Source organism: Vibrio sp. 10N.222.55.A1 (genome assembly GCF_041473835.1).
GTDB classification, from domain to species: Bacteria; Pseudomonadota; Gammaproteobacteria; order Enterobacterales; family Vibrionaceae; genus Vibrio; species Vibrio crassostreae_C.
On sequence record NZ_JBFRSX010000019.1, the window covers coordinates 89,819 to 113,928 of the forward strand.

Here is a 24,110-nt window from a genome sequence, read left to right on the forward strand (position 1 = left end):
TCACATCATATTATGACAATGCATTGATGATTTATGCGTTTGAAAAGCATATCATATGCCTTTATATCGTAGAAAGACCTGTTTACCGTGTATTCAAAAATATTTCCCTCTCCGTTTGCTGAGCTTTCACCTGTAAAAAAAGTAGCTATTTTGGGACTGCCACTTATTGCTGCGATTGGTGTTGCTTTGCAGTCGTCACAATCGGATCTGACGAAAACGATCGATCTTGATTTGCCCGACTCAACCGTGATTGAGTCAATTCTGTCACCTTCTTCTGTTACTGTTATCGAACCGCCAACGTTTGAGTACCAAATTCAATCTGGCGATAACTTGAGTAGCATCTTCACTCAGCTTGGATTTTCTTACAAATCGATGATGAGCGTGATGGAAACTGATTTGAACTTCCTTGCTTTAGATACGCTTCGTCCGGGTAATACATTACGCTTTTGGCGTGATGAAGCGACCGGCGACCTTTCTAAAATGGAACTTCAATTTAGCGTCGCGGACAAAGTGGTTTACCGATTACTTGATGACGGCAGCTACGAATTCGAAGACATCTCTATTCCTGGTGAATGGAAGCAAAAACCTCTCGTGGGTGATATTCATGGCAGCTTCTCAATGTCGGCGAATAAAGCTGGCCTGAACAGCCTTGAGATTGACCATATTGTGACTCTTCTTAAAGACAAGCTGAACTTCAGCCGCGACCTACGTGCTGGCGATCAGTTTGAAGTGCTTCAAAAAGCGCAATATGTTGATGGTGTTGCAACCGGAAAACGTGAAATTGAAGCAATTAAGATCATGAATCGTAACCGCGTTGTGTCAGCATACTTACACACCGACGGACAATATTACGATGCTAATGGCGATAGCCTTCAACGTGCTTTCCAACGTTACCCAGTGAGCAGTAGCTGGCGTCAGAGTTCTCAATTTAACCCTAAACGTCTACACCCTGTGACTGGCCGAATCTCACCGCACAACGGTACGGATTTCGCGACACCAATTGGCACACCTGTTCAAGCAACGGGTGATGGCAAAGTGATCATGACGCGTAAACACCCTTATGCGGGTAACTATGTGGTGATTCAACACGGTAGCACTTATAAAACGCGCTACTTGCACTTAAGCAAGATCCTTGTTCGTAAAGGACAAACGGTATCTCGTGGTCAACGTATTGGCCTATCGGGTAAAACGGGTCGAGTGACAGGTGCTCACTTGCACTATGAACTGATCGAACGTGGTCGCCCTGTTGATGCGATGAAAGCGAATATCCCAATGGCCGATTCTGTGCCTAAAAAGGAAAAAGCGACATTCACAGCCGCGAGAGATGAAGCCGACAAGCTATTGAAGGCAGCGTTAGAAACGCGCAATCTAGCAATGGTTAATAATGCTAGTAAGTAGCTAGCCATTAAACTGTTTTAAAGCCGCAAGAGCATCACAAAGCACAGTCAGTGTTAAGTGATGCTCTTGCGGCTTTTTAGTTCTCAATAGAAGGTTCGGTAAGGGTTTAAACTAAAGGCTCTGAGTGCGCGACATAGCTAACGATAGCTTCAGGTCGCATTGGAGGTGAGTAGAGGTAACCTTGGATCTTGTCACATCCCATCGCGTGCAGCTTTTCTAATTGCTCACGCTTCTCAACACCTTCCGCAACCAAAGATACATCGAGTCTATGGGCCAGTTGAACAATCAGCCATACTACGCTCTCTGAGGTCGAACTAGTTAACAAGTCTCGAATAAAGGTCGCATCAATTTTAATGCAATCGATAGGGTAGCTGTGGATGTAGTTCAAACTGGAGTAGCCTGTACCAAAGTCGTCGAGTGCGATCGTGAAGCCTTGTCCTCTCAGAAAGTTAAGCGCGGATTTTGTCTCTTGTGTTGGCGATAACAGAACGGTTTCGGTTAACTCGATAACAAACTCATTCGCCTTAAAATGGTGCTGTTCAATGGTTCGAGTCAGGTAGGATATATAACGTTTCGAATCAGTAAGCTCGTGCGCAGAGCAGTTGATTCCAAGTTTAACCTTGTAGCCCAAGCCTTGCTCTAGTGTGGTTTTAGCGCGGCACACCAATTCAATAATGCGTTCACCTAATTCGACAATCAGCCCTGACTCTTCTGCCACTTGAATAAACTCTACGGGTGAGATGTCTCCATGTCTGGCGGTTTTCCAGCGAGTCAGTACCTCGAAATATTCCCATTGCGTTTCACCTTGACCCACAATCGGCTGTACCACTACGTACATTCCATTGCTGTCGGGGATATAGCTTTGTGAAATTGGGTTTTCCAGCTCACTTCGTAGCGCTGCGACTAGCTCGGTTTTTCTTTGGTAACGAACTCTTAAGTGAGTGTCATAACATTGAATATGAGTATCTTGGCTGTGTTTACACTCTTTAAGCGCCAAGCTGGTATTGAAGATGATTTGCTCAACGTCTTTGTTGTCTCCATCCGAACTGGCAATACCGATGCTGACGTCGAAATCTATCTTGATATCAACGCTACTGTAGCCCTGCTTAATTTTGGCCAGTATTTGTTCGCACACGGCTATCGGATCAGAATGGTAGGTGATGAAGGCGAACTCGTTGCCAGCAGTCCGGAAAGTCAGGTTGCTTTCAGGTAAAGTTCGGCGCAATATTTCTGCGACAAACTGCAGCACCTTGTCGCCAATATAATTACCGTGCATATCATTAATGGCTTTGAAGCTATTGATATCGAGTAAAGCCAGTGTAAACGGAGTGACGCTCTGTTGAGTAATCGACTCTAAGGTATCTGATAAACAGCTTCGGTTGAGTAACCCGGTTAGGCTGTCGTGTGACACCTCATAACTAAGCTGATTTACAAGTTGTTCGGAACGATCGTTAAACCACATTTCACGCAAGGTGTGGATGATGATGTCGGCGAACAATTGATGGTGCTTTACCACGTCTTGTTGCTGATCAGGGCTAAGAGGCGAGGTGAACGTTGAAAACAGCACGCCCATCACTTCGCCACTTTGAGTTTGAGTCGGGATCGCGATGGAGTTTTGTGAGGTGATTTCCTGCCTAAATGCCGATGTTGGCAATGACTGGACGATGTACTGAGAAAATGAGCAATCTGGGTGTCTTTGATTGAAGGCTTGTTGGTAGATGTGACCATGGCGCGCATTGATTTTGTCATGTAATACATGATCAGAATGGGCGATCACCAAAGGAACGGTTTGGTCAGGGAAGTACTTCTTCTCAATGATGCTAGTGTATTGAGTATCAAAGGTCTGATGTAAAGTAAGCACAGCTGACTCTAAAAGGTCGATACCTTCCAATTTCAGCAAACGGCCAATGCGCTCTGTGTCTATCATGCTATTGTGCGTATGTTGAGTCATAGCCACCACCCCTAGTTAACCAGATTCACTGTGTAAGCGGTATACGTATTATCTTGTATATGTGCGAACTTGTATAATCTATATGCGTCAAGTTTATTATTGACCGTGTTGTATAACTTTTCAAATTAAAATGTGACTTATTTCACAGAGCTTGCGTGCTACGCTCTTTGTCTAGCCTGTCTTTCAGATGGTCCAAAAAGAGCTTGGTTCGCGTGTGCGAGTAATCAAGCTTAGGGTAGTACGCGTAAACCATCACTTCGTCGGCGGTAATATTTGGCAATACTGGAACTAATGTCCCTTGCTTTAGATCCTCTTTGATCATCGCTTTGATGGTTAACAGTACGCCCATTCCTCGCTTCGCAGCATGAAACAAAGCCTCTGGATTAGTGGTCGCAAAGTTACCGTTTAACGTTATTCGCTGCCCTTTGGTGAGTGCTACTTCACGGGTCGGACGCTCTCCCCAAATTAACGAGTTGTGTTGCTCCAAATCTTGCTCGCAAGTGGGGTAGCCGTGTTTGGCAAGATAGCTTGGTGCTGCATAGAAGCTGGCTCTGTGTTCAAACAGCGGTGTTTTCTTGAAGCTTAATGAGTTGAGTTGTTCTAGTTCACGACTGATCACCAGATCTAAGCCCAGTTCAGGTAATTGGCCTGGCGTGGTCGTGATCAGCTGCACCTTAATATCAGGGTATTTTTCTAAGAAGTCGTCCATGTATTGCACCAGAAACTTAGAGCCAACCGCAATCGTAGCGCCAATCTTTAATAGGCCTGCTGGGGTTTGGTTAACCGAGCGAGTCTCATCAATAATGGACTGCCAATTGTCGAGCTGATCCTTGGCTCGCAGGTAAAAGAGCGCACCTGCTTCGGTTTGGCTAATCGAGCGAGTCGTTCGCTTTAACAGTTGGGTGCCTATGCGCTCTTCTAGCCAGTTCACTCTTTTGCTGATCGCCGAGCTGGTGGTGTTAAGTTTTCGAGCAGCACCATTGAAGCTACCTTCTTCCACTACTCTGACATAGCTTTTTACGTTAAGAATCCAATCCATATTATTTCCTGTTAGGACTTAATAAAATTCCAATTTAGCTAATTATCAATTATTGGTTTTGAATGTAAACTCATCTAATGAACAAATATCAAACGAATAGGGAATTTTTTGAGCCAATCGACCTTTAAAAAAACGCCGTTACTCTTAGCAATGATGATTATTGCTACGGGGCAGGTGGGTGTGAGCATCTACTTGCCAGCATTGCCGTTAATTGCTTCTGACTTAAGTGCTACTCAAGTAGATGTACAGCTGCTCGTCACGCTGTTTCTGGTGGGTTTTGGCTTGTCTCAGCTATTTTACGGACCGATGTCCGATGCGGTGGGAAGAAGACCTATTTTCTTGTTAGGTCAGGGTGTTTATTTGATTGGTACAGTCGTTTGTGTTGTGTTTTCTGACAATATGACGGCGCTAGAAGTTGGTCGCTTGCTACAAGGTTTAGGGGCGGGTAGTGCCTCGGTTCTTGGGCGAAGTGTGCTTCGTGACAGCTATGATGGTTCACAGCTTACCAAAGCGTTGTCTTATATCTCGATCACCGCGTCGATTATGCCGATCATTGCGCCGGTATTCGGTGGTTGGATTTCATTTCACCTCGGTTGGCAGGCGGTGTTCCTGTTCGTTTTATTGTATCTACTAGCGATATTCACACTGGGTTACTTTGTTCTGCATGAAACTTTGCCATACGGAAAGAGCCGCTTTGATGCGTGCCAAGTGGTGAATAACTACGGACGCTTGTTGACCAATCGCCAAGTGTTGACCAGTGCCAGTTACAACTGGATGAGCTACATGGCGAGTTTGGTATCGCTATCGTTGTTTCCATTCTTAATGCAAGAGCAATTGGGGCTGACCGCCGCTGAATATGGTTCATTAATGATTGTCCCTTCGGCAGGCTTACTGATCGGTAGCGTTGCTTTGAACTTGCTCAATCGTAGGTTTAGCACTCCGCAATTGATGAGCCTTGCGATTTTGATTATTTTGGCTTCGGGAACTTGGCTTCTTACTCATGAGTTATCCATCTTTAACTTGGTTTGGGCGTTTACTTGGTTGGCGATAGCACAAGGCATTTCGTTCCCATTATCAATCAGCATGTTATTAGAACCTCATAAGAAGCAAGCGGGCGCAGTATCGGCATTGTCGGGCTCTATTCAGATGTGTTTAGCGGGTTTATTGGGTGGGTATCTAGTAGAGAGTTGGGTCACGACTCATCTACAGTTAGGCGTGTTCTACCTCATTATTGGCGCAGCCATGGGCGGAGTGCTTTGGTCTTCAACCAAAATGAACAACAAAGGCGATACTGTTGAAGTGGAATATAGCTAAACACTAAATTCACTATCGTTTAACGCACCATCGTTAATACGTTGTATTTGTGCTGATGGTTTTCTACAATGCTTCGGTCCATTGAATAGGTAAAAACAAAATGCAGCAAAATGAATTTGAAGTACTGGTAAAAGCTATCTGCGCACTAGATGGCCTGCCTCAAGCGCTTGAGCTATTGAAATCCAATGAGGATACAGAAGTCGCTGAGGCTGCTGCATCACTGACTGGTCAATTTGCACTTGCTGAAGTGGAAGGCGAAAAGCGTATTTACCACGTGACGCTTCAAGAAAATGAACAAGGCGAAGAGCAAGAGTACATCGAACATGTTATGAATGAAGGCGATGACTTAATCAAATTTGCAGCTTGGTTCTTTGAAACGATGTTTGAATTGAAGCAAAAAGACACATACCAAATTGCCGGTAAAACTTACAGACAGCCAAAGCGCAGCTAGGTTTCTCAGTAAAGCATTTTAGAAAGCAGCTCTCTTGAGCTGCTTTTTTGTATAAGTGTCTAAACCATGTCTTAGATTGTTATTAGGAATGGAGCATTAAGCTCAAACCAGAATTTAGGTTAACTCATTGATATACATATACAATGCTGATTAGCACAGAGACAAAATTAGGCTAATTGCAAATGAATGCTTAATATTGCATTAAAGTGTGATTTAGATCTTGTTTTTGGGCGTTTTAAGTGTAGAATCCGCGCTAAAGAAAGTTGATTATGTGCGGAGATAAGCATGAATTACGAACTAGGCCACGCATACCTTGGTCAAATGGCAGCAAAAAACATGATGCACGAAGCATTGTACGGCACTTCAAAGCCAAAGAAACCATCGTTCTTTAAGCGAATGATGAAGAAAATGGCTAAATAAGCATTTTCAAAAACGGAATTTTAAAAGGCCTTAAACTCGATGAAGTTTAAGGCCTTTTTCGTTTTAGCGATTGGTGAAAGTTATCGCTTTGTTTTGTTGTGGATGGACACAAAAAATACCAATTAAGCTTCTGACTAATGGCTTTTAATGAACTCAGCCAGCAGATTGATTGGATAAGTCGACCACATTATTAGGGATGCTATCTAAGCCATTCTCTTTCATCCACGCTTCTAAGTTATCGGCACCACCGATGTACTTACCATCAAGCCAGATCTGCGGGACGGTGACCGGTGTTTTCTCACCAATGTGTGCTTTTACCTCTGGAATCATACGGTACAAAGCGGCGCTGTCTTTTACGACATCGTGGTATTGGTATTCAACACCCGCTTCATCCAGCATTTTCTTCGCTTTAACACAGAATGGGCAGGTCGCCTTACCATAAACGATGTTGCCTTTTAGGCTGTCTCGTTTGGTCCACTCTTTGATCACCGATTGGATTAACACACCGCGATTCAGCGCTTCACCTTGGCTGACCACTTTGCCTTCAACAACAAGGATTGGAGCATGCCAAGAGCCTAGTTTTAGCGGCTCCCACCAGTGAGACAACCAATCTTTTACTTCCAGTTCGACATCGACATCGGCCAACTCATTCTCAAAAGTATCCTTCAGAATGTCTTTGGTAAGGGTACATTCTCCACATGGGATGTTAACTTTAAATGGACCCCAGCTGCCTGCCCAACGGTATAGTGTAATCTTGACTGGTTTCTTCATGGTTACGGCCTCGTTTGAATTCTCTTATCCATATAGAACGGACTGTCGAACTATTTATTTCACCAACCTTAAACTTTCTTCACTTTTGAAGGTTTTTTAGTTTCCCAGTGCGTTATAAATGCAACTGACGCAATAATAATAGCAGCCCCTAGCCATAAACGACCCGGTGGAACCCAACTAAATACAATCCAACCTGCTAAAACGTTTAGCGGTAATTTGGCGTGGTCAAAAGGTTGCACAAACGAAGCATCAGCGACCGAGTAGGCTTTTACTATCGCCCATTGAGCGAGTGCCGTCATAACACCGATAACAATCAATATAGCCCAGATTGTACCGCCGCTTGGCGTTTGCCAATCTGGCGCAGCAAGCAGGATGTTAAATGGTGTGATTAATAGTAGAAGATAGACCACCATGGTTGAAGGACTGTCTTGCGAAGAGAGTTTTTTCACCATCAGTGAGTAGCATGCCCAGAAGAAAGCGGCACCGACTGGTAATAACGTTGCCCAGTTAAAATCTTCAGCCCACGGCTCTAGAATCACCATCGCACCCACGAAGCCTGCTAAGGTCGCGCCCCAGCGAGCAGCCCCAACTTTCTCTTTTAAGAAAAGCCCTGAACCAATGGTTGCAAACAATGGCGATGTCATGAGAAGGGCAATGCCTTGCCAAATTGGTACTGGGTAAGCCAGTGCCCATATCCAAAGTTGAATACCAATAACAGACAAGAAGACACGAAATACGTGCAATTTGAGGTTGTCGGTTTTTAGCGCGCGACGAATGCCCAGCGTTTTCAGATAAGGAAGAATAGCGAACAACGCGATAGCGTATTGAATGACGGCGACGGTGGTAGAAGTAAGTCCGAAATGAATGCTAGCAATTTGAGTTAGGCTGTTAATAACGGCAAAGGCTAGGCCTGCGGTTAGCATCCAGCTAGCGCCTTGGATCGGATGGTGTTGTGACATGATGCTTCTAATTATTTGATGTGGTTCACCTATGATACGGATTTAGCACCACTTAACCAGAAAAAGCATTGATGAAGTCAGTCAGAATATTTGAATATGAAAAAAGGTTGAGCCATTGCCCAACCTTTTTAGTCTGTATCTAAAGTCGATTTAGATTAGAAGTCGTAACGTACACCTAGGCGAAGAGAGTCTTCACTTTGTGTTTCTAAACCTGCAACTTTTACGTCGTCTAGATTGTTTAATTGGTAAGCAACGTATGTACGGATAGATTTGTTGAACTTGTAAGTACCAGTCAGCTCAAAGAAGTCAGCTGTGTCTACAGTTAAGTTCTGTGTCGCGTCTTTTTCTTGTTTTTGGTACAAAGCAGCCAATTCAAACTGATCTGTTAGTTTGTACTTAGCCGCAACTTCTACACCAGAGAACTCAGTTTTTGCTTTGTCGTCTAGGTCACCCATTGTGTAGGTTGCACCTAGATATAGAGCATCCATTTTGTAATTAATACCAGCGATTACAGCCGTTGCTGAACCATTACCAGTACCGTTGTCGTTACCTGAGTAACCAAGACCAAAACCTAAGCCCATTGGTAGTGTGTAAATACCAGAGATACCGTAACCGTCAGTATCTTTGTCTTCACCAGCAATCAAACTTGCTTTAAGAGAAAGTGCGTCTGCGTCGTAAGCGTATACAAACGTGTTATTGATTTGCTCGTCACCTGCATTGATGAATGCTTTTTGGTCACCAGAGTAGATAGTAACATCCGACATTTCTGAGATTTGAGCTGCAGCTGTATCTTGACGACCTACTGATACTGCGCCGAAGTTACCTTCAAAACCTGCATACATGTAACGTTGCTTAAAGTTGTCAGTTTCATCATTGTCAGCTGAAGAATTTACGCCTTGTTCTGCTTCGTAGAAACCAAAACCAGATAGGTCGCTAGTGATTTCTGTAGTACCGCCAACATTTAAACGTACACGGCTTTTATTTTTCATTGTTCCTTCGATTTCTTCACCACCAGAACCAATGAAATCACCACGGAATTCCGCACGACCGCCAATTTTAAGTTCTGTACCGTCAGAGCTGTAAACTGTTGCTGCTAGAGATGAACCTGAAACTAGTGCCGCTACCACTGCAGAAGCTAGAACTGCCTTTTTCATAATCACTTACCTTGTATTTTAAAATCCGTGAGCAATGTGCTCTCCGTTTCGATATGAAGCTAATTTAGAGCAGATAAATTAAGCTTTCATTTCCATAAAATTACATTTTCGTGAATGGGGAACTTTTTTAAGTGTTGATTTTATTGCATTTTTATTTCATGCGACTGAGTGTTCTATGAATAGTTATACAAGTTGCGTGTATTTCAAAGGTCACATTGGCAAGTTTTACCTTGCAATCACGTATGTCGATGGTGGTGAATTTTGGCTGCGCTGAGAGCTTGTTAATCTGATTAACTGCTTGTACTGGTAAGGATATCCTCTATGATGCAAAAACTTAGAAGAGAATAGATTCTGCTCAACAATATGGAGACGTTGGATGAAAACAGAGTACTTAGGCGATGTTTTACAAGGTAGGCAGGTTATTGGCTCCTTGAATGTTGAAGACCTACCCGTTGGAGAGCACCAGTTTTGGTTTCAAGTCACCAGTGATGGGCTAGGGCAACCAAAGAACATGCCGGTTTCTGTTTTCAAAGGCAGTCAAGAAGGTCCTAGTTTGATGATCACCGCCGGTATTCACGGTGATGAGCTAAACGGAGTGTTGGCTGCACAGCAAATTATCAGGGACTTAGTCGGTAAAACGCTCAAAGGCACGGTAACGATTGTACCTACTGTGAATCTGTCTGGCTTGCTGAACCATAGCCGTGATTTCATCTCTTCGGATCCGGGTTCTTGCCCTGCTAATCTTAATCGACTCTTTCCGGGTGACGCGAATGGCTTGGCTGCGGAGCGCTTTGTTGCGTCTTTGTGGGAGCGTTTGCTTAAGCATAATGCCACCTTCGCCGTTGACCTCCACACTCAAACTCGTGGCGCAGTTTATCCACTTTATGTGTTTGCTGATTACCGCATAGAACAATGTTTGGAGATGGCGAGGCTGATGCAGCCCGATTGTGTTCTGAATGACCCTGGTGACCCAGGTATTTTGGAAACGGTTTGGAATCGAAGTGGAATTCCGAGCATCACGGTGGAAGTTGGGATGGGGAAATTTACTCAGCCTGACATGATTCAACGAGCGGTAGACGGTGTTTTTAACATGCTATCTTATTATGAAATGTTCGAGGTTGAAATAAATCATCCCGAGAAAATGCAGCTGCCGAGCATGGATTGGATAGAGGGTAATGATGTGGTTTCTATCCGCGCTGATATTGGTGGCTTTGTATTGCCGCAGGTTGAGCTTCTACAGAGCGTAGAGCAAGATGATTTATTGGCCATTCAATATGACGCTTTTGGTAATGAGTGTCGCCGTTATCACGCGCCGTCTGTCGGACGTGTCCTTAGCTATAACGTGGATGCGCTAAGGGAGCCGGGTGCGCTTGTTTGTCGCTTGCTGAGTTAAGGCTCAGTCGGTTGGACGTTTCCGTGTTAATGCACTGTGTTGTTATCTAAAACACGTAAAAAAAGACCGAGCTAGGCTCGGTCAAAGGACAGTTGTCTAGAGTAAGCACGTCTTGGACTCATCGACAGAACTGCTTTTAGAGTAGCGAGGCTAGATTAAGAATCCATTGCAAGATAGTGACACTTCGGCTGCTTTTCTGTTTCAAAAATAATATTGAAAACATTACCTTAAGCTCATTAAAAGCCGACTGTGAGTTACGCAGGTCGGCTTTTTATTCACTTCTCTTTCGAATTTTTATCTCTATCTACAGTCGATTAAAAAGCGTCGTCCACGATCTCTTTTAATCGGTCATAAGGCACATATCCTGGTAAAACATTTCCGTTCATCATCATGGTTGGAGTGCCCGTTAAGCCGAGTGCACTGAACGTTTGGTGGTTAGTGGTTAGAACCTGGTTTTGTTCTTGAGTTGTTTTTAGTTCCGCCTCTGTTCCCGTCTTCTTGGCAACGGCTTCTAGTGAGCTTTTCGAGTGAATACCGCTTTTCGCCATCAGCAATCTATCAACTTCAGGGAATGCTTCTGGGTTATCTTTCCATACTTTCATCGCGTATAGCGCCGCGTTGGTGTCTAGCCCCGCAACTTGTTGTTGCTTAAACGATAAGTACACGTTGATCACTTTAATGTCGCTGTTTTCAGAGGCTAATTGAACCAAGCCTTTTTCCAAGCGCTTACAGTAAGGGCAGTTATAGTCGGTAAAGTTAATGATGACCGATTTTCCATCTGGATTGCCAAGGATCGGGTGAGCGTCATTGTTGTATAACCAATCATGGCTTTCCGCTTGGGCTTTCTTCGCTTGCTCTTGACCTGCTACGTACTGCTCTAAACTGGTATGCAATCCAGAGATCGTCGATGGGTTTTCCTTCAGGAATTGATTAATTTCTTCAAGTTGTTGAGTTTGTTCTTTGTTTAATTCTGCGAAGGCATTAGTACTCATTAATGAGCCTAAAATCAGTGCGCTTATCAGATGCTTTTTCATATTGTCTTTTCTCTAATTCGTGATAATCGTGAGCGCTTATTAGGTTGCGCTCACATTAATATTGTTTGTTAAACTGGCTGAGTCGGTTTATTTACTTAGCTTTGCTCTGTTTTTCTTTGTGAGCGATTTAGGCAAAGTAGGTTCTTAACCACAGGCCGATAGGGGATGTAACGCCGGTTGCGATACTGCTAATCTTTCCATCTTTGATGATGACAATACTTGGCGTGACATTAACGCCCCAACTTCTGCTGATTGACCCAGAAAGATCATTGATAACAGGGAAGTCATACTCTTTTGCATCCAAGTAGCGCTGGACACGTTCGTCTGGACCAGACGATAGAGCGACCGAAACCACCTGATGGGAATCACTGAAGCTATTAACCGTCGGGCTTACAAATTTGCAGGCACCACACCAAGTCGCCCAAAAATAGACAATGACTGGCTTACCATTTTTGCTTAGCTCGATAACATCAATATCTTCGCCTTGGAGCGATTGACCCACAATTGGAATCGCATCGCCCTGAGGCATGCTTCTGCTGTGATAAAAGTCCATGGCAAATGAAACCACGCCAACGATCAATATCATTGAAACCAGTTCCTTTCCCCACTTCTTAAGACGACTTGGCTTTTTGGCCTCACCCTTTACAGCGTCGTCTTCAATCGTGCTAGATTTATCTTCATTGTTGGGAGTCTTCATCAGTTATCTCGCAGCGTCGATGGCTTGAACGACAGTGTCACTGTTGAGAATGACAGGCAGTGGAATACCGCTTTTATAGCTCGGGCCGTAGACGATATTAAATGGCACACCAAATCGCCCATTACTTTGTAAGTATTGAGTGACACTTTCACTTGGTGTTGTCCAATCACCTTTCATCAAAACAATGTCTTCTTGCTGTAGGTGACTGTAGACAGGGTCTTGAAGGATGACGCCGATCTTGTTGGCTTTACAAGTGATACACCAATCAGCAGTCACATCAACAAACACCGTTTTGCCTTCATCAACGAGCTGAGGGATTTGCTTCGCATCCAGCTTTTGCCAAGCGAGATCGTCAACAATCGGAGTCGCCCAGTTATCAGCGGTGACACTACCGACGATCAATGCAGCACCAAACACCAAGGTTGTGGTTGCGACGATAGGAATAAGCACCTTGCGACCCAACTTACGGCCAATCCAAATCAATACTGAAATCACGATAAATAGCGACAGCAGGATAGTTGGGAATTTACCAATGAATGGGCTAAGGAGGCTTGTTAGCCATAGGCTGGTAATGAACATCATTAAGCCAAATACCAGCTTAACTTTGAACATCCACGCCCCAGGCTTTGGAAGCAATTTGGTTAGGCTTGGGAATAGCGCAAAGATCAACCAAGGCGCACTCATACCGATACCAAGCGTGATGAAGATAGCCCATAACTCTTGGTAGCTTGCTCCAAGTGCATACGCGACAGCGGTTCCTAGGAATGGCGCGCTACACGGCGTTGCTAACAGCGTTGCAAACATGCCTTGAACAAAGTGGCCTGAATGTGAGTCATCGCCTTTGGTTGCCATCCAGGTGTTTAAACCTGATGGTAGTCTGAATTCGAATAACCCAAGCAGGTTAATCGAAAACAGCAAAGTGATGATCAGCATGAACCCGATGAACCAAACATTTTGGAACTGGATTCCCCAGCCAATTGCATTACCACCCATTTTTAGAGCGGTCATACCTAGGGCTAACAGCGCAAATGATGTAATGACACCTGAAGCAGAAGCTAAGAATGAGAGTCGAATATGACGATTAGATGCACCTTGGTTTTGAATGATGCTGTTTAATTTCATTCCTAAGACTGGCAACACACATGGCATGATGTTGAGGATCAAACCACCAATTAAAGCGAAGCCTATCATCGCCAAAAAGCCGTTGTTGCTTGTTTGGTAAGCGATCGGTTCTGAGCCAACTTTGGCCGTCATCTCTTCGGCGAAATTAGTGTCTGAAACGGTGACACTCACGTTACGGTCCGTTAAGTCGACTTCACCTATCCAGTTGCTCACATCAAATACGGCCGTCATTGTATTGTCTGTGATGTGGACGCTTGGTTGAGAGAAGAAGTCATCAATCACTTCTTGCCCGTCAATCAACACCATCGGCTTATCCCAGCCATTTTTACTTGTCAGCTGAGTAACCAGTTGCTGCTTGCTCTTGTCCCAAAATAGACCATTGACTGAAGTGCGATTAGCTTCTCGTGGAGATTGGCTCATGCCTTGGTTGAACAAGAACATCGCTTCTTCATCGAGCGCTAAAGTTTGTGGGTCAATCGGCAGTTCGATATCGTAATCGGTTAACACACAGATATTGGTACACGACGGAAAGGTAAACGATGCCCTGAATATCGCAGGCTTCGTGTTGTCTTTCAGGGATAAAGTGACAGGAAAGCTGACATGTTTTTTGTAGCCTAACGTCATGACGTCAAGCTGCTCGTAGTATTTAGGTATCGGCCAGTGCCACTCTACTGACTCAATGTTTGTTGAACCAGACCAGTCCCAGCTTGGCGGAATGCCACCTTCGCCTGGGCTGCGCCAATAGGTTTTCCAGTCGCCGTCGAGCACGACATCGAGCACGGTTTGGATCTTAGAGCCGTCATCCGACTGTTCACCCGTCGACATCATTCGCATTTTAACAGGCGGATGCTCAGGCACACTAAGCCAGCCCGTTGTCTGTGCCAAGGCGGTAAATGACGTCATAACCAAAAGGGCAGTGACTAAGGTTTTCGCGCATGTACGCATAGAGAATGCCAATGAATCGACAAACTTAGTTAGTAGTGTGTTGTACACAAATGTATCTCCAAAAAATAAATAAAAGGGTGTAGTAGCCCGGTTATTTACTCTCTAAATATACAGTGCTTTAGATGCAATCGGTGTTTTGTCGGTCGAGTAGAGCGATGATTGTCTCTAGATAATCTCGAGATGTGAGGAGGTAAGTTAAACGCAACAGCAATAATAAGTACGAATGGGATCAGCCAGCCGGTTTTTGGGGCGGCAAAGGTCAGCATTTTCGAACTTAGGCTGCATGAATTTGAATTGGGGGACGTTAACATTTTTGAGGCTTCTAAGCCGAAAACGCTGGCGTATAGAGCAGCCATTTTTTCTGAAGAAGCGATGTTGGTTTGGGGATTACTGGTTTCTGTATGAGTTTGTGTGCCAACTAGGACTGATTGGCCATTAGCGGATGCAGATAACGATACTTTCTTGACGGCCAGAGCGCTCGCCAGACAAGTTACGATAACCAGTCCGGTAAGGAAGAGCGCCCAAAGCGAATGCTTTTGTCGGCGGTTCTGTGTGGATAAGAAAAGTAGCGATGTGTTCAGCAAATTAGTCAGTAATCAAATCTGTTAGTCGTTAAAGCAAGCTCATTGAATTGTGGTTAGCTTAGATAAGTTCTCTTCGTGCCACAAGTCATAAAATGGTTAAAGTGAAACTATGTATAAATGCGGGAAACGGCAGATACACGATAAAAGACGCATAAACACCAATTCACGCGAATACGACATTGAGCTGTAGCTAAAGTTCACAACAACTGAAAGTTATCGCTAATTATTCTGTATTGAGTGGTTTATTAACTATCAGGACGGGACAGGCGATACAAAAAAGCCCAACAGATCGTCAGTGAACGTGTTGGGCTTTAATCATTGGTGCTATTGGAAAGGCTTAGTGAGTGCGGCGAGGGCCGTTACGTACCAAGTCTTTACCGTTATCAAACACCTCTTTGGTGATCCAGCGAGCAAGCAGAACTTTATGGCTGCTATTGAATACAGCAACGAAGTGACGACCATCTGAATTATTGGTTGCCATGCCTACACCTTCAACCCCTTCAAGGCCTAAACCGCCAGCTTCCACTGAAATTAGGAATTGCTCTAGTTCTTCTAGAGACTCAATAATATCAAGTTCGTTGTTCATTTTTATGATCTCTTGCTGTGAGCCAACATCCTATTTAAGGCGCTTTAGTGCATGTGCCAGAATGAAGATATTGGTCGTTGTTCTTTGTTGGATGCGTACTCTACAGGTCATAAGAGGGGATTGGAACTCTCAAATATTAGAAGAAGGCTGATAATTTGCGAATTTTTAGCATAACATACGTTTAAATGCTTGTTATCCATATTCTTTTTACTACTATTTATAGGGTCAATTTAGACAGTAATAGGAATTAATATGATGAAGGTTTGGCGTTGTCTATTGTTAATGTTGGCGTTTGTCGCATTTGGAAGTTATGCGCAGAGCGTTGAGAAAATCGGAGAAGTACAAGATCAGTTAATGCTCGATCTAGCAACATTAGAAACGGCGCATGATGCTGAGAAGCCCTTTCTTGAAGATATCTTAAGGCGTAAGAATCAGGGCCTACGCGAAGAGATTTTTTCACAGCTATCGTCAGATAAAAAAGAGGGGCTGGATGTCACTCTTGCTCAGCAGGTCGAACTGCTACAAAAATTGCTGTCGTTGAATGAAACTAAAATCGTTTCAATGAGTAAAGAAAACCGTTCAGCTGAAGGTGACGCTAAAAAACGCCTTGAATTGCGTATTCAAAAACGAATCGGAATGATGGATGTCTATTATCAGCAGCTTGCTAAGACCTTAAATTGGTCGAAAGAGCGTGGTGTTGATGTTGATGTTCCTAAAGGTGAACTTAAAACGGCGTTAATTGCTCGTTCTAAATACCTGACAAATGCCATTCTTTACACAGACACACAGCGACAAGATCTAGAAGCGCGTTTGTCTTTTGTGAATGAAGAAGAGAAAGCGACGATTAAAAAGGAGCTTGAGCGTTTCAGCGAGCGTACTAGCGTTATGGTCGCGAGCTTAGAAGAAACCATCACGCTAATGGAACCGTTTGGCGTGGATGTGACTTCGTACAAACGTGTTTTGCTAGCGACGACAGGTGACATTAACGCCGATGTGTTGGATGTTGATGTTGCACTGGAGCTGTTGGATGGTTGGCTTCGTTCGTTCAGTTCATGGGCTTTTGAAAATACCCCTTCTTTTATCGTTAAACTTGCTCTGTTTCTCGGTATTTTGTATGTAACTCGCCTTATTGCTAACGTGGCTCGCAAAACCGTTCGTAAGAGTGTTTCGCACTCTAAAATGGACTTCAGTGTATTGATGCAGGACTTCTTTGTATCCATCGCATCTAAAGCGGTCGTGTTTATTGGTTTGCTTATCGCACTGTCTCAAATAGGGATAGAGCTAGCACCTCTTCTTACTGGTTTCGGTGTAGCCGGTGTCATCATTGGTTTCGCATTGCAAGACACACTATCTAACTTTGCATCGGGTTTGATGATCTTGATCTACCGTCCTTATGACGTCGGTGACATGGTTAAAGTGGCAGGCGTGCAAGGCACGGTAAAAGACATGAGCTTAGTATCGACGACTGTTCAAACCATTGATAACCAACGCTTGGTGATCCCAAACAACAAGATTTGGGGTGACGTGATCAACAACATCACGGCAGAACGTGTAAGACGTGTTGATATGGTTTTCGGTATTGGTTATTCAGATGATATCGATAAAGCGAAAGCGGTATTGAACGACATCATTCTTGCACACCCTCTAGTGTTGAAAAAACCAGAGCATATGATCAAGCTTCATACCTTGAATACGTCTTCTGTTGATTTCGTAGTACGACCTTGGGTTAAGACTGATGACTATTGGGATGTGTACTGGGATGTAACGGAAACCGTGAAGAAACGCTTCGATGAAGAAGGCATCACGATTCCATTCCCTCAACGAGATGTACATATTTACAATCACGAAGAGAACTAAACGAAAGATCTAGTATGAAAAGCTATTACGAAAAAGCTAAGCATGGCTTAGAGCCATCATTCTTAATGTGATATCAAATGGACGCTGAACAAGCGTCCATTTTTATTGGCTGCCGCTTATGTTGAGCTTCATTCTTTTATGTCACTCAACCACCTTAGAATTACGTTATGATGGGGTAGGCTTAATCTGGAAAGTTGAAATCGAATGGACGATTCACAGCAAAAAACGAATACTAGAAATACAACGGTAAGAAAAGCGACGCGAATTGAAAGTGTTATGAACTCTGCGATGTGGCATTTAACTCAGAGAGACATGACGGAAAGCGAGTTAGTGGCGAAGCTCAAAGTGAAAACCGACAATCAAGAATGGATCGATGAAACGTTGAATACTTTGAAAGGCTTCGGGTATCTCAAGTCTGACCAAGTGTTTGCAGAACAATTCGTGGAACAAGCTTTCTCTGGTGAATTCGGTTCTCGATACATTGTCGAAAAACTGAAGAAGAAGGGGCTGACCGATTCAGTGATTTCTGATGCAATCCATAAAGTGTCGTTCGAAAAGTCTATTGATGAACAAACCATCTTGATAGACCGAATCAACCACTACTATTCAAGCTTTACCATGAGCCGTGAAAAGCTGGTTGCGACACTGCAAAAGCGTGGCTTTAGCTATCAACAAGTCAAGGTAGCGATTGACCAGCACCCACAAGCGCATCAACTGAAAAGTAACATTCAAATTAAGGCCGAGAAAGCCGACTTGGAAAAAGAGGTGCTCAAGTACGCTCGTAAAGGCAAGGGACTGACTGCCATTCAGCAAGAACTTAGACAACGACAAATTGACACAAGTGAACTGTCATCGCTCATCGACCGATTGATTAATGAAGAGCAGCTAGATTTCTATTCTTCGTGTATAGAACAGTTGCAGAAGAAGCCTTATGACCTAAACGATCATAAAGAACGCTCTAAGGCTTACGCGATGCTAAGTCGAAAGGGGTTCTCTTCTGACGAGATCAAATTTGCATTGAGTGAAGATAACGAATAACTAAGCCGGAAAAATTTCCTATTGTAGTATGTTGGTTTGTCCTAAGTAACTATTGGACATAAGTGAGCTATATAGATTGGTAAATTAGCGTTTAACGGATTATTTAGGGTATTGCAAAGTCGCTAATGTAATGGCTCAATTCACCTACCCACAACAATAAACTTAGACCACATACTTCTTCAAATAACGCTCGATAAACGACATCAAGCGTTAAAATTGACAAGTGTCAGTCCATTTCAGGATAGGTCATTAGGTTCACAAAACCGTCAAAACAGTATCAAGGTCTAAGCGCGACTTTGGTAAATTTGCATTGTAATCTTCATCTTTATGATGATAGCCCATCGCCAAAGCAACGTCGCATTGATAGCCACCAAGTTCCTCTTCAAACTCTTCACCAATTAGATCTGAATCAACACCTTCCATCGTTGTGGAATCGATATTTAATCGTGCCAAAGTATGTAGAGTATTACCTAATGCAAGGTAGGTTTGGGCTTTTGTCCATGCAGTTGTATCACCTGATTCACTCGTGTTTAACTCGGCAAATGCAAACCCACCAAATGCTTGTTCACGATTTGCAGGATCTAATCTACCGTCTTTAATGCTTTTATCGACAACTTTTTCATAGTCTGCACGCGTATAGCGAGTATTGTGAGCAAATAAAATAATATGTGATGCTGCATTAATGTGTGGCTGATTAAACTGGTGTTTGTTCTTGAAAGTTTTGTTCATTCGTTCTTTGGCTTCATTGCTTTCAATTATTATGAACTTCCATGGTTGAGAGTTAATTGAAGACGCTGATAGACGAATAGCCTGATAAATCACACTTAAGTCTTCTTGTGGAATACGCTTAGTCGCATCGTATCGTTTAGCAGTATAACGTTGCTCCAGATCTTTAATTATTTGGTGCGTCATATCATGCGACCTGTGTCATTTCGTTCAAGGTAAAGCTTGCTACCGCTTCTTCTGTTGCAGCCATGTATTCAGCTAAATGTGTATTACCCATATGTGCTTGCCACAGTTCGCGAGATTGCCAGTTCTCGTAGAACATAAAATGTGCTGGGTTTTCGTTATCTTGATGAAGGTCGTAGTTAATGCAGCCTTCTTCAGCACGCGTGATATCAATCAACTTTAATAGCTCTGCTTTAACCAGTTCAACTTTATCTTCGTTCGCAACAATATTTGCAACAATAGTCAATTTAGTCATCTTTATTTCCTTTATCTCTCTACTTGTTAACAACAATAATAACCCTAAAAAAAACAATACCTTATTGATGTGGGTTGCTGTAAGCACTGGCAATACCAATCAGTGTAGACAAAGAATTGTCATTGATTATCTAATTATTTTTTAAACATTATCTAAAATAACTTGATAATCATAAACGTTATGCGCTTGGTCTTGTGTTTATTCGGGGTCGTTCGAATGAGATTATGGTAGGCGAGTTATTAAAAATTAAAAACAGGCTTTAATTTGAATTATTATCAAAAATAAATTGAATATGTATTGTTCTGTTGTTAAGACTGCTTTATAAATAGCAGCAACGTAGCATTTACTGCTGCCCCTTTTTCGAATGAAGGTCTCATCATGCTCTTAGAAGATTTACAGGTTATTTTGAAAGTTGCGGAGTTTCGCAGCATCACCGCAGCGGCAACCAATTTAGATATGCGTACCGCCACAGCCAGTGCAGCGGTAAAGCGCGTTGAGGCATCACTGGGCGCGGAGCTTTTTGTCCGTACAACCCGTCACTTGCGATTGTCCTCTGCTGGTGAGCGTTATTTACCTCAGTGTGAAGAAGCGCTAAAGATGCTTGAGCGGGCCAAAATGAATATGCATGAAGACTTGGGCATTATTGATGGTGAAATTCGTATCGCGCTATCGTCTGATTTGGGACGTAACCTTATTACTCCTTGGTTAGATGAGTTTTTATTGCAGTACCCGAATGTTTCACTGCGTTCAAGTATTAGCGATAGCAATATTGATTTCTACCGTGATTCTGTCGACATGGCTCTGCGCTATGGCTCACCAACCGATGCCAATATGTATGGCTTTAAAATCTGTGATGTACCGAGAGTGCTGTGTGCAAGCCCTAGCTATTTAGCGGAAAATCAAGCACCCACTCAGCCGAACGATCTACTTGAGCACAATGCGTTGTTTTATCAATTGCATGATGTGTTGCAAAATGAGTGGTTATTCAGTCATGAGGATACGACTCATAAGGTAAAACTGAAAGGCAATAGAGCTTCGAATGATGGCGATCTGGTGAGGCGTTGGTGTGTTGCTGGTAAAGGGGTGGCAATCAAATCGTGCCTTGATATGTCTGATGACCTTTTAGCAGGTCGAGTGGTGAGTATTATGAAAGAGTACAAACCAACGCCGACTGAACTCTGGTTGGTTTGCCCGAGCCGTCAGTCCATCACACCAACGGTTCGGCTGTTAAGAGATTTCTTTAGAGAGAAAACTAACGTGATACTTGAGCAATTAGCAGAAAAAGGAGTGCTATAGATACTGCCGATGACTTATAGCGTGGTGACTCCAGAGTACAACATTTTTATAGCCGTAATGAATAATACGCTATAGCTGATTTTGTAAATCAGCTCTTGAGTGATGATGTTAACCAACCAAACACCGGTTCTCACCCCCAGAAATGCAATAGGTACAAGTACGAGTGAGGTCATCAAGTTTTGTGTATCAAGCTGTCCCATATAACTGTATGGGACTATCTTAACAAAATTAAGCCCAGCGAAAAACACAACGCTGGTGCCGATAAGTTGCTCTTTAGGCAGTTTCTTGGGTAGCAAATACATGCTTGCTGGCGGCCCCCCAGCATGAGCTATCGTACTCGAAAAACCTGATAATAGGTTTAATGCATAGCCTTTGATTCGGTTAGGTGAACCTGATTGCTTCAACAATAACTTTTGCCCCAGAAAAGTCAGCGCCAATCCACCAATCATTAGTTCAACAATGTGTGTCGGAAGACTGCCCATGAAGTAAGAAGCGGCCATAACCCCTAATACCGCAAAAGGCATCATGACTTTGAGTTCGGCATAATTGCAATTTTTACGATGATAAAACAGCGCCATTAGATCCATTCCACATAAAAGTGGCAATAAAATAGCAGCAGCTTGGACAGGCGAAACACTCATTGCCATTAGTGGCACCGAGAGCATACCCAAAATTCCTCCAACACCGCCTTTTCCCATCCCATAAAAGAACACAGCAGGTATCGCAGCTAGACGGCATAACGGGTAATTATGGCAACTTCCATGGCATCAATGTATTGACGGAACTTAATGGACAATTACCACAAGATAAAGAGACATTTTTGCGTACCATTGATCATTTCATGATGATGAAAGAAAACGAGCAAAATAACTTTATTTTAGGCCGTCGCACCCACCACTATGCAACACTGAATGACATGAACAATACGCTTATGTATGACACGGTGCAGCAACAGCTAAAGCGCATAGAGCAGCAAAAACTTGGTGACCTTGAAGATATTTTTTATAGCCTTCGCCAACGCATGATTTAGACCCAAGGAGTCCGAGATGAAGAATTTAAACGACTGGTACATACAAAATGAGAACCCAAGCCATTGGTCATTTGAAAATGGGCAGTTGTCGATGCAAGTGCAAGAGGGCAATATTTTTGGCGCGGGTTCAAGTGACGTGGATAACATATTCATCCACCCCGTATCTCAGCCCAATTATAGCGCAGAAGTCACCATCACCTTAGAGCCAACCTTGCCATTTGAACAAGCTGGCTTAGGCATTTACTGGGACAACAACAACTACATCAAAATTAGCAAAGAAATGTTCATGGGCGAGCTTTCGATTGTGTTTGTTATAGAGCAAAATGGTCGGCCTGAGATCAAACAGCGCTGCTCATTTGAAGGCGCGACAGCCTCAGTTAGATTAGAAAACAATGAGGGTACTATCACAGCCTACTTGGGAGGCAATCAAAAGCAGTCTTGGCATGTCATTGGATCTGCGAAGACATTAAATGGACTAGCAAAAGGAGTGATGCTTTATACCTTCAGTGGAAGTTCAAACACACCGAATTTTGCTAAATTTAGTGAATTTCAACTAATGAGCTGAGTCAACCTGGTGTATAACAATTGGCTTTTGGTAATAGTTTTATTCTTGAAAAAGTCATGTTAACCGATAGCGCTTAGCGGGGTCGAAACACACATTGGGGCAAGAGTGTGTTTGCCATGATCATTCCCAGCAAGTATCTGTCATAGTCGTTTGTTGTCTCGCTGACTCACGTTTTTCGTCCCAAGTCTCAAGCACGAACATTGCTATTGTATGGGCTGAATGAACTGCTAATCGAGCATGACGAGGCTTTAATTTATACATAATACGTCCCTCACCGTGCGCGGAGCTAGCATGTGTACGGAAAGCACCAATACCATCAACAATCGATACTATTCCCGATAGTACCTTTTTGAGATCGTCGTCCTGAACTAACTTAGGGTCAAAACCTAAGTCGCCACGCACAACCTTCCAAACATTTTGTAAGTCTTGCTTCTGGGGTTTGTCTAATTGTTCGTCCGCAATGTATACCTTAAATATTGATTCCAAAATGTTACATGCTGCTGATACTGATTCTCTAGGTTCAGAGTTTACGTTTGCTAGTGCCCTTGTAAATTCGGCTTCAATCGAGGGAATGTCTCTACCTTTAATTAAATCTGATAACGAGCGACTCGGAGCAGAACTACCATCAGATACAAGACCGCCAGCGATGTAAGTCAGATTGCACTGTGAAAGAATTGATTCGAGCTTTCCTTTGAATTCTTTTTGTGATTGGTAACGTTAGTTCCCCACAATAAAACATCTTCCTCTTCTTGCTCTGGCAACTCCATGAACGTCTCAATTAGCTTACCAAGAACCTTTAGCGGGTCATCTGACTCTTTATTAATGAGCCTTAGCCACGCTTGCACTTTGACAGGTTTTGAACCTTCAGGTGGTTCTCCTGGTGCATCAGCATACAGAAAAAGATTATCTAGACTTGCATGGGTTTCAAGCGCAGCTAAATTGTTTGATAAAACCGCTATTACTGGTGCGGGAATGCTTCTTTTCATATAGCCTCTTAAATCCTTATTATTACCAGCAAACGGCGCGTGAAGTGCTGGGCAGCGCCAACTACCGTGGTTAAGTTATTGTACCGTTAGTACTTAAATGGTAAGGCACCCAGATTAACAGACATTACACAGACAAGAAAAAGTAGGTCAAACCACCACACTGTGATTTGTGAAGTTGAACGTTACTGGCAAGCAATGGGGCATTTCTGAGTTACATCGTCCCGCCAGCAAGGTTCTGGACAATTCCGTTTTAGCGAAATTGCTAATTCAGCAACACATGGATCATTAAAAGTATGGCCAGGGCGGGATCGCACTT

General features: G+C 43.4%; 24 protein-coding genes. 10 read left to right on the top strand and 14 right to left on the bottom strand.

The features are described from left to right. The first annotated feature begins 87 nt into the window (after positions 1 to 87). On the top strand, positions 88 to 1,398 hold the full coding sequence (locus AB4493_RS05830) for a peptidoglycan DD-metalloendopeptidase family protein (protein WP_029235892.1): 1,311 nt from the start codon (positions 88 to 90) through the stop codon (positions 1,396 to 1,398). Positions 1,399 to 1,504: 106 nt separating this feature from the next. On the opposite strand, the gene AB4493_RS05835 is transcribed toward AB4493_RS05830, so the two are convergent. Together AB4493_RS05835 and AB4493_RS05840 are read right to left on the bottom strand one after the other, a co-directional pair. Continuing rightward, positions 1,505 to 3,349, bottom strand: a complete 1,845-nt coding sequence (locus tag AB4493_RS05835; RefSeq protein WP_372123953.1) for a putative bifunctional diguanylate cyclase/phosphodiesterase — start codon at positions 3,347 to 3,349, stop codon at positions 1,505 to 1,507. Between the two features lie 142 nt (positions 3,350 to 3,491). Then, entirely contained in the window at positions 3,492 to 4,388 is an 897-nt protein-coding gene (locus AB4493_RS05840) for a LysR family transcriptional regulator (RefSeq protein WP_017068382.1), read from the bottom strand. Positions 4,389 to 4,496: 108 nt separating this feature from the next. Here AB4493_RS05840 and AB4493_RS05845 point away from each other — a divergent pair, with 108 nt between their 5' ends. From AB4493_RS05845 to AB4493_RS05855, 3 genes are all read left to right on the top strand, one after another. Continuing rightward, positions 4,497 to 5,702 (top strand): multidrug effflux MFS transporter, encoded by a 1,206-nt coding sequence (locus tag AB4493_RS05845; protein ID WP_017062740.1) that lies wholly within the window; start codon positions 4,497 to 4,499, stop codon positions 5,700 to 5,702. A gap of 100 nt (positions 5,703 to 5,802) precedes the next feature. Then, the gene (locus AB4493_RS05850; RefSeq protein WP_017057980.1) at positions 5,803 to 6,153 is read left to right on the top strand and encodes a hypothetical protein; all 351 of its coding nucleotides are present in this window, start codon (positions 5,803 to 5,805) and stop codon (positions 6,151 to 6,153) included. 285 nt (positions 6,154 to 6,438) lie between these two features. Beyond that, positions 6,439 to 6,573 carry a hypothetical protein gene (locus AB4493_RS05855; RefSeq protein ID WP_010431176.1) on the top strand — a complete coding sequence of 45 codons (135 nt, stop codon included), beginning with the start codon at positions 6,439 to 6,441 and terminating at the stop codon, positions 6,571 to 6,573. 153 nt (positions 6,574 to 6,726) lie between these two features. Here AB4493_RS05855 and AB4493_RS05860 read toward each other — a convergent pair whose 3' ends face one another. The 3 genes from AB4493_RS05860 to AB4493_RS05870 all read right to left on the bottom strand — a co-directional run bounded on the left by AB4493_RS05860 (position 6,727) and on the right by AB4493_RS05870 (position 9,457). After that, complete coding sequence (locus AB4493_RS05860) at positions 6,727 to 7,344, bottom strand: glutaredoxin domain-containing protein (protein WP_017062739.1); 618 nt, start codon at positions 7,342 to 7,344, stop codon at positions 6,727 to 6,729. A gap of 68 nt (positions 7,345 to 7,412) precedes the next feature. Further along, a complete protein-coding gene (locus AB4493_RS05865; RefSeq protein ID WP_017062738.1) occupies positions 7,413 to 8,303 on the bottom strand; it encodes a DMT family transporter in 891 nt (296 codons plus the stop codon). A 155-nt stretch (positions 8,304 to 8,458) separates the two neighbouring features. Continuing rightward, positions 8,459 to 9,457, bottom strand: a complete 999-nt coding sequence (locus AB4493_RS05870) for a porin (RefSeq protein ID WP_017071616.1) — start codon at positions 9,455 to 9,457, stop codon at positions 8,459 to 8,461. A 376-nt stretch (positions 9,458 to 9,833) separates the two neighbouring features. Here AB4493_RS05870 and AB4493_RS05875 point away from each other — a divergent pair, with 376 nt between their 5' ends. Beyond that, positions 9,834 to 10,850, top strand: coding sequence for a succinylglutamate desuccinylase/aspartoacylase family protein (locus AB4493_RS05875; RefSeq protein WP_102321348.1), 1,017 nt, complete (start codon positions 9,834 to 9,836; stop codon positions 10,848 to 10,850). A gap of 314 nt (positions 10,851 to 11,164) precedes the next feature. On the opposite strand, the gene AB4493_RS05880 is transcribed toward AB4493_RS05875, so the two are convergent. From AB4493_RS05880 to AB4493_RS05895, 4 genes are all read right to left on the bottom strand, one after another. Further along, positions 11,165 to 11,884 carry a DsbA family protein gene (locus tag AB4493_RS05880; protein WP_017071614.1) on the bottom strand — a complete coding sequence of 240 codons (720 nt, stop codon included), beginning with the start codon at positions 11,882 to 11,884 and terminating at the stop codon, positions 11,165 to 11,167. Positions 11,885 to 12,011: 127 nt separating this feature from the next. Beyond that, positions 12,012 to 12,581, bottom strand: a complete 570-nt coding sequence (locus AB4493_RS05885) for a protein disulfide oxidoreductase (RefSeq protein WP_017064333.1) — start codon at positions 12,579 to 12,581, stop codon at positions 12,012 to 12,014. Positions 12,582 to 12,584: 3 nt separating this feature from the next. Then, positions 12,585 to 14,648 carry a protein-disulfide reductase DsbD gene (locus AB4493_RS05890; RefSeq protein WP_136974700.1) on the bottom strand — a complete coding sequence of 688 codons (2,064 nt, stop codon included), beginning with the start codon at positions 14,646 to 14,648 and terminating at the stop codon, positions 12,585 to 12,587. 921 nt (positions 14,649 to 15,569) lie between these two features. Further along, on the bottom strand, positions 15,570 to 15,818 hold the full coding sequence (locus AB4493_RS05895) for a hypothetical protein (protein WP_017062732.1): 249 nt from the start codon (positions 15,816 to 15,818) through the stop codon (positions 15,570 to 15,572). Positions 15,819 to 16,070: 252 nt separating this feature from the next. On the opposite strand from AB4493_RS05895, the gene AB4493_RS05900 reads away from it, so the two are divergent. Together AB4493_RS05900 and AB4493_RS05905 are read left to right on the top strand one after the other, a co-directional pair. Further along, positions 16,071 to 17,675, top strand: a complete 1,605-nt coding sequence (locus tag AB4493_RS05900; RefSeq protein ID WP_372154657.1) for a mechanosensitive ion channel family protein — start codon at positions 16,071 to 16,073, stop codon at positions 17,673 to 17,675. 204 nt (positions 17,676 to 17,879) lie between these two features. After that, on the top strand, positions 17,880 to 18,713 hold the full coding sequence (locus AB4493_RS05905) for a RecX family transcriptional regulator (protein ID WP_029236549.1): 834 nt from the start codon (positions 17,880 to 17,882) through the stop codon (positions 18,711 to 18,713). A gap of 255 nt (positions 18,714 to 18,968) precedes the next feature. Here the strand turns inward: AB4493_RS05905 and AB4493_RS05910 are convergent, their stop codons facing one another. Together AB4493_RS05910 and AB4493_RS05915 are read right to left on the bottom strand one after the other, a co-directional pair. Continuing rightward, positions 18,969 to 19,625 (bottom strand): nitroreductase family protein, encoded by a 657-nt coding sequence (locus AB4493_RS05910; protein ID WP_136974670.1) that lies wholly within the window; start codon positions 19,623 to 19,625, stop codon positions 18,969 to 18,971. 1 nt (position 19,626) lies between these two features. Continuing rightward, positions 19,627 to 19,917, bottom strand: a complete 291-nt coding sequence (locus AB4493_RS05915) for a putative quinol monooxygenase (RefSeq protein ID WP_136974669.1) — start codon at positions 19,915 to 19,917, stop codon at positions 19,627 to 19,629. Positions 19,918 to 20,295: 378 nt separating this feature from the next. On the opposite strand from AB4493_RS05915, the gene AB4493_RS05920 reads away from it, so the two are divergent. Continuing rightward, a complete protein-coding gene (locus AB4493_RS05920; protein ID WP_372123960.1) occupies positions 20,296 to 21,213 on the top strand; it encodes a LysR substrate-binding domain-containing protein in 918 nt (305 codons plus the stop codon). Between the two features lie 14 nt (positions 21,214 to 21,227). On the opposite strand, the gene AB4493_RS05925 is transcribed toward AB4493_RS05920, so the two are convergent. After that, positions 21,228 to 21,911, bottom strand: a complete 684-nt coding sequence (locus tag AB4493_RS05925) for a sulfite exporter TauE/SafE family protein (protein WP_372123962.1) — start codon at positions 21,909 to 21,911, stop codon at positions 21,228 to 21,230. On the opposite strand from AB4493_RS05925, the gene AB4493_RS05930 reads away from it, so the two are divergent. Further along, complete coding sequence (locus AB4493_RS05930; RefSeq protein WP_170962819.1) at positions 21,854 to 22,243, top strand: hypothetical protein; 390 nt, start codon at positions 21,854 to 21,856, stop codon at positions 22,241 to 22,243. The two genes, AB4493_RS05925 and AB4493_RS05930, sit on opposite strands and share 58 nt — an antisense overlap. Positions 22,244 to 22,259: 16 nt before the next feature. Next, positions 22,260 to 22,808 (top strand): DUF1349 domain-containing protein, encoded by a 549-nt coding sequence (locus tag AB4493_RS05935; RefSeq protein ID WP_136974665.1) that lies wholly within the window; start codon positions 22,260 to 22,262, stop codon positions 22,806 to 22,808. Positions 22,809 to 22,928: 120 nt separating this feature from the next. On the opposite strand, the gene AB4493_RS05940 is transcribed toward AB4493_RS05935, so the two are convergent. Then, positions 22,929 to 23,210: an abortive infection family protein gene (locus AB4493_RS05940; RefSeq protein WP_372154658.1), complete on the bottom strand. Its 282-nt coding sequence runs from the start codon at positions 23,208 to 23,210 to the stop codon at positions 22,929 to 22,931. A 251-nt stretch (positions 23,211 to 23,461) separates the two neighbouring features. After that, the gene (locus AB4493_RS05945; RefSeq protein ID WP_372123966.1) at positions 23,462 to 23,794 is read right to left on the bottom strand and encodes a hypothetical protein; all 333 of its coding nucleotides are present in this window, start codon (positions 23,792 to 23,794) and stop codon (positions 23,462 to 23,464) included. Between the last annotated feature and the right edge of the window lie 316 nt (positions 23,795 to 24,110).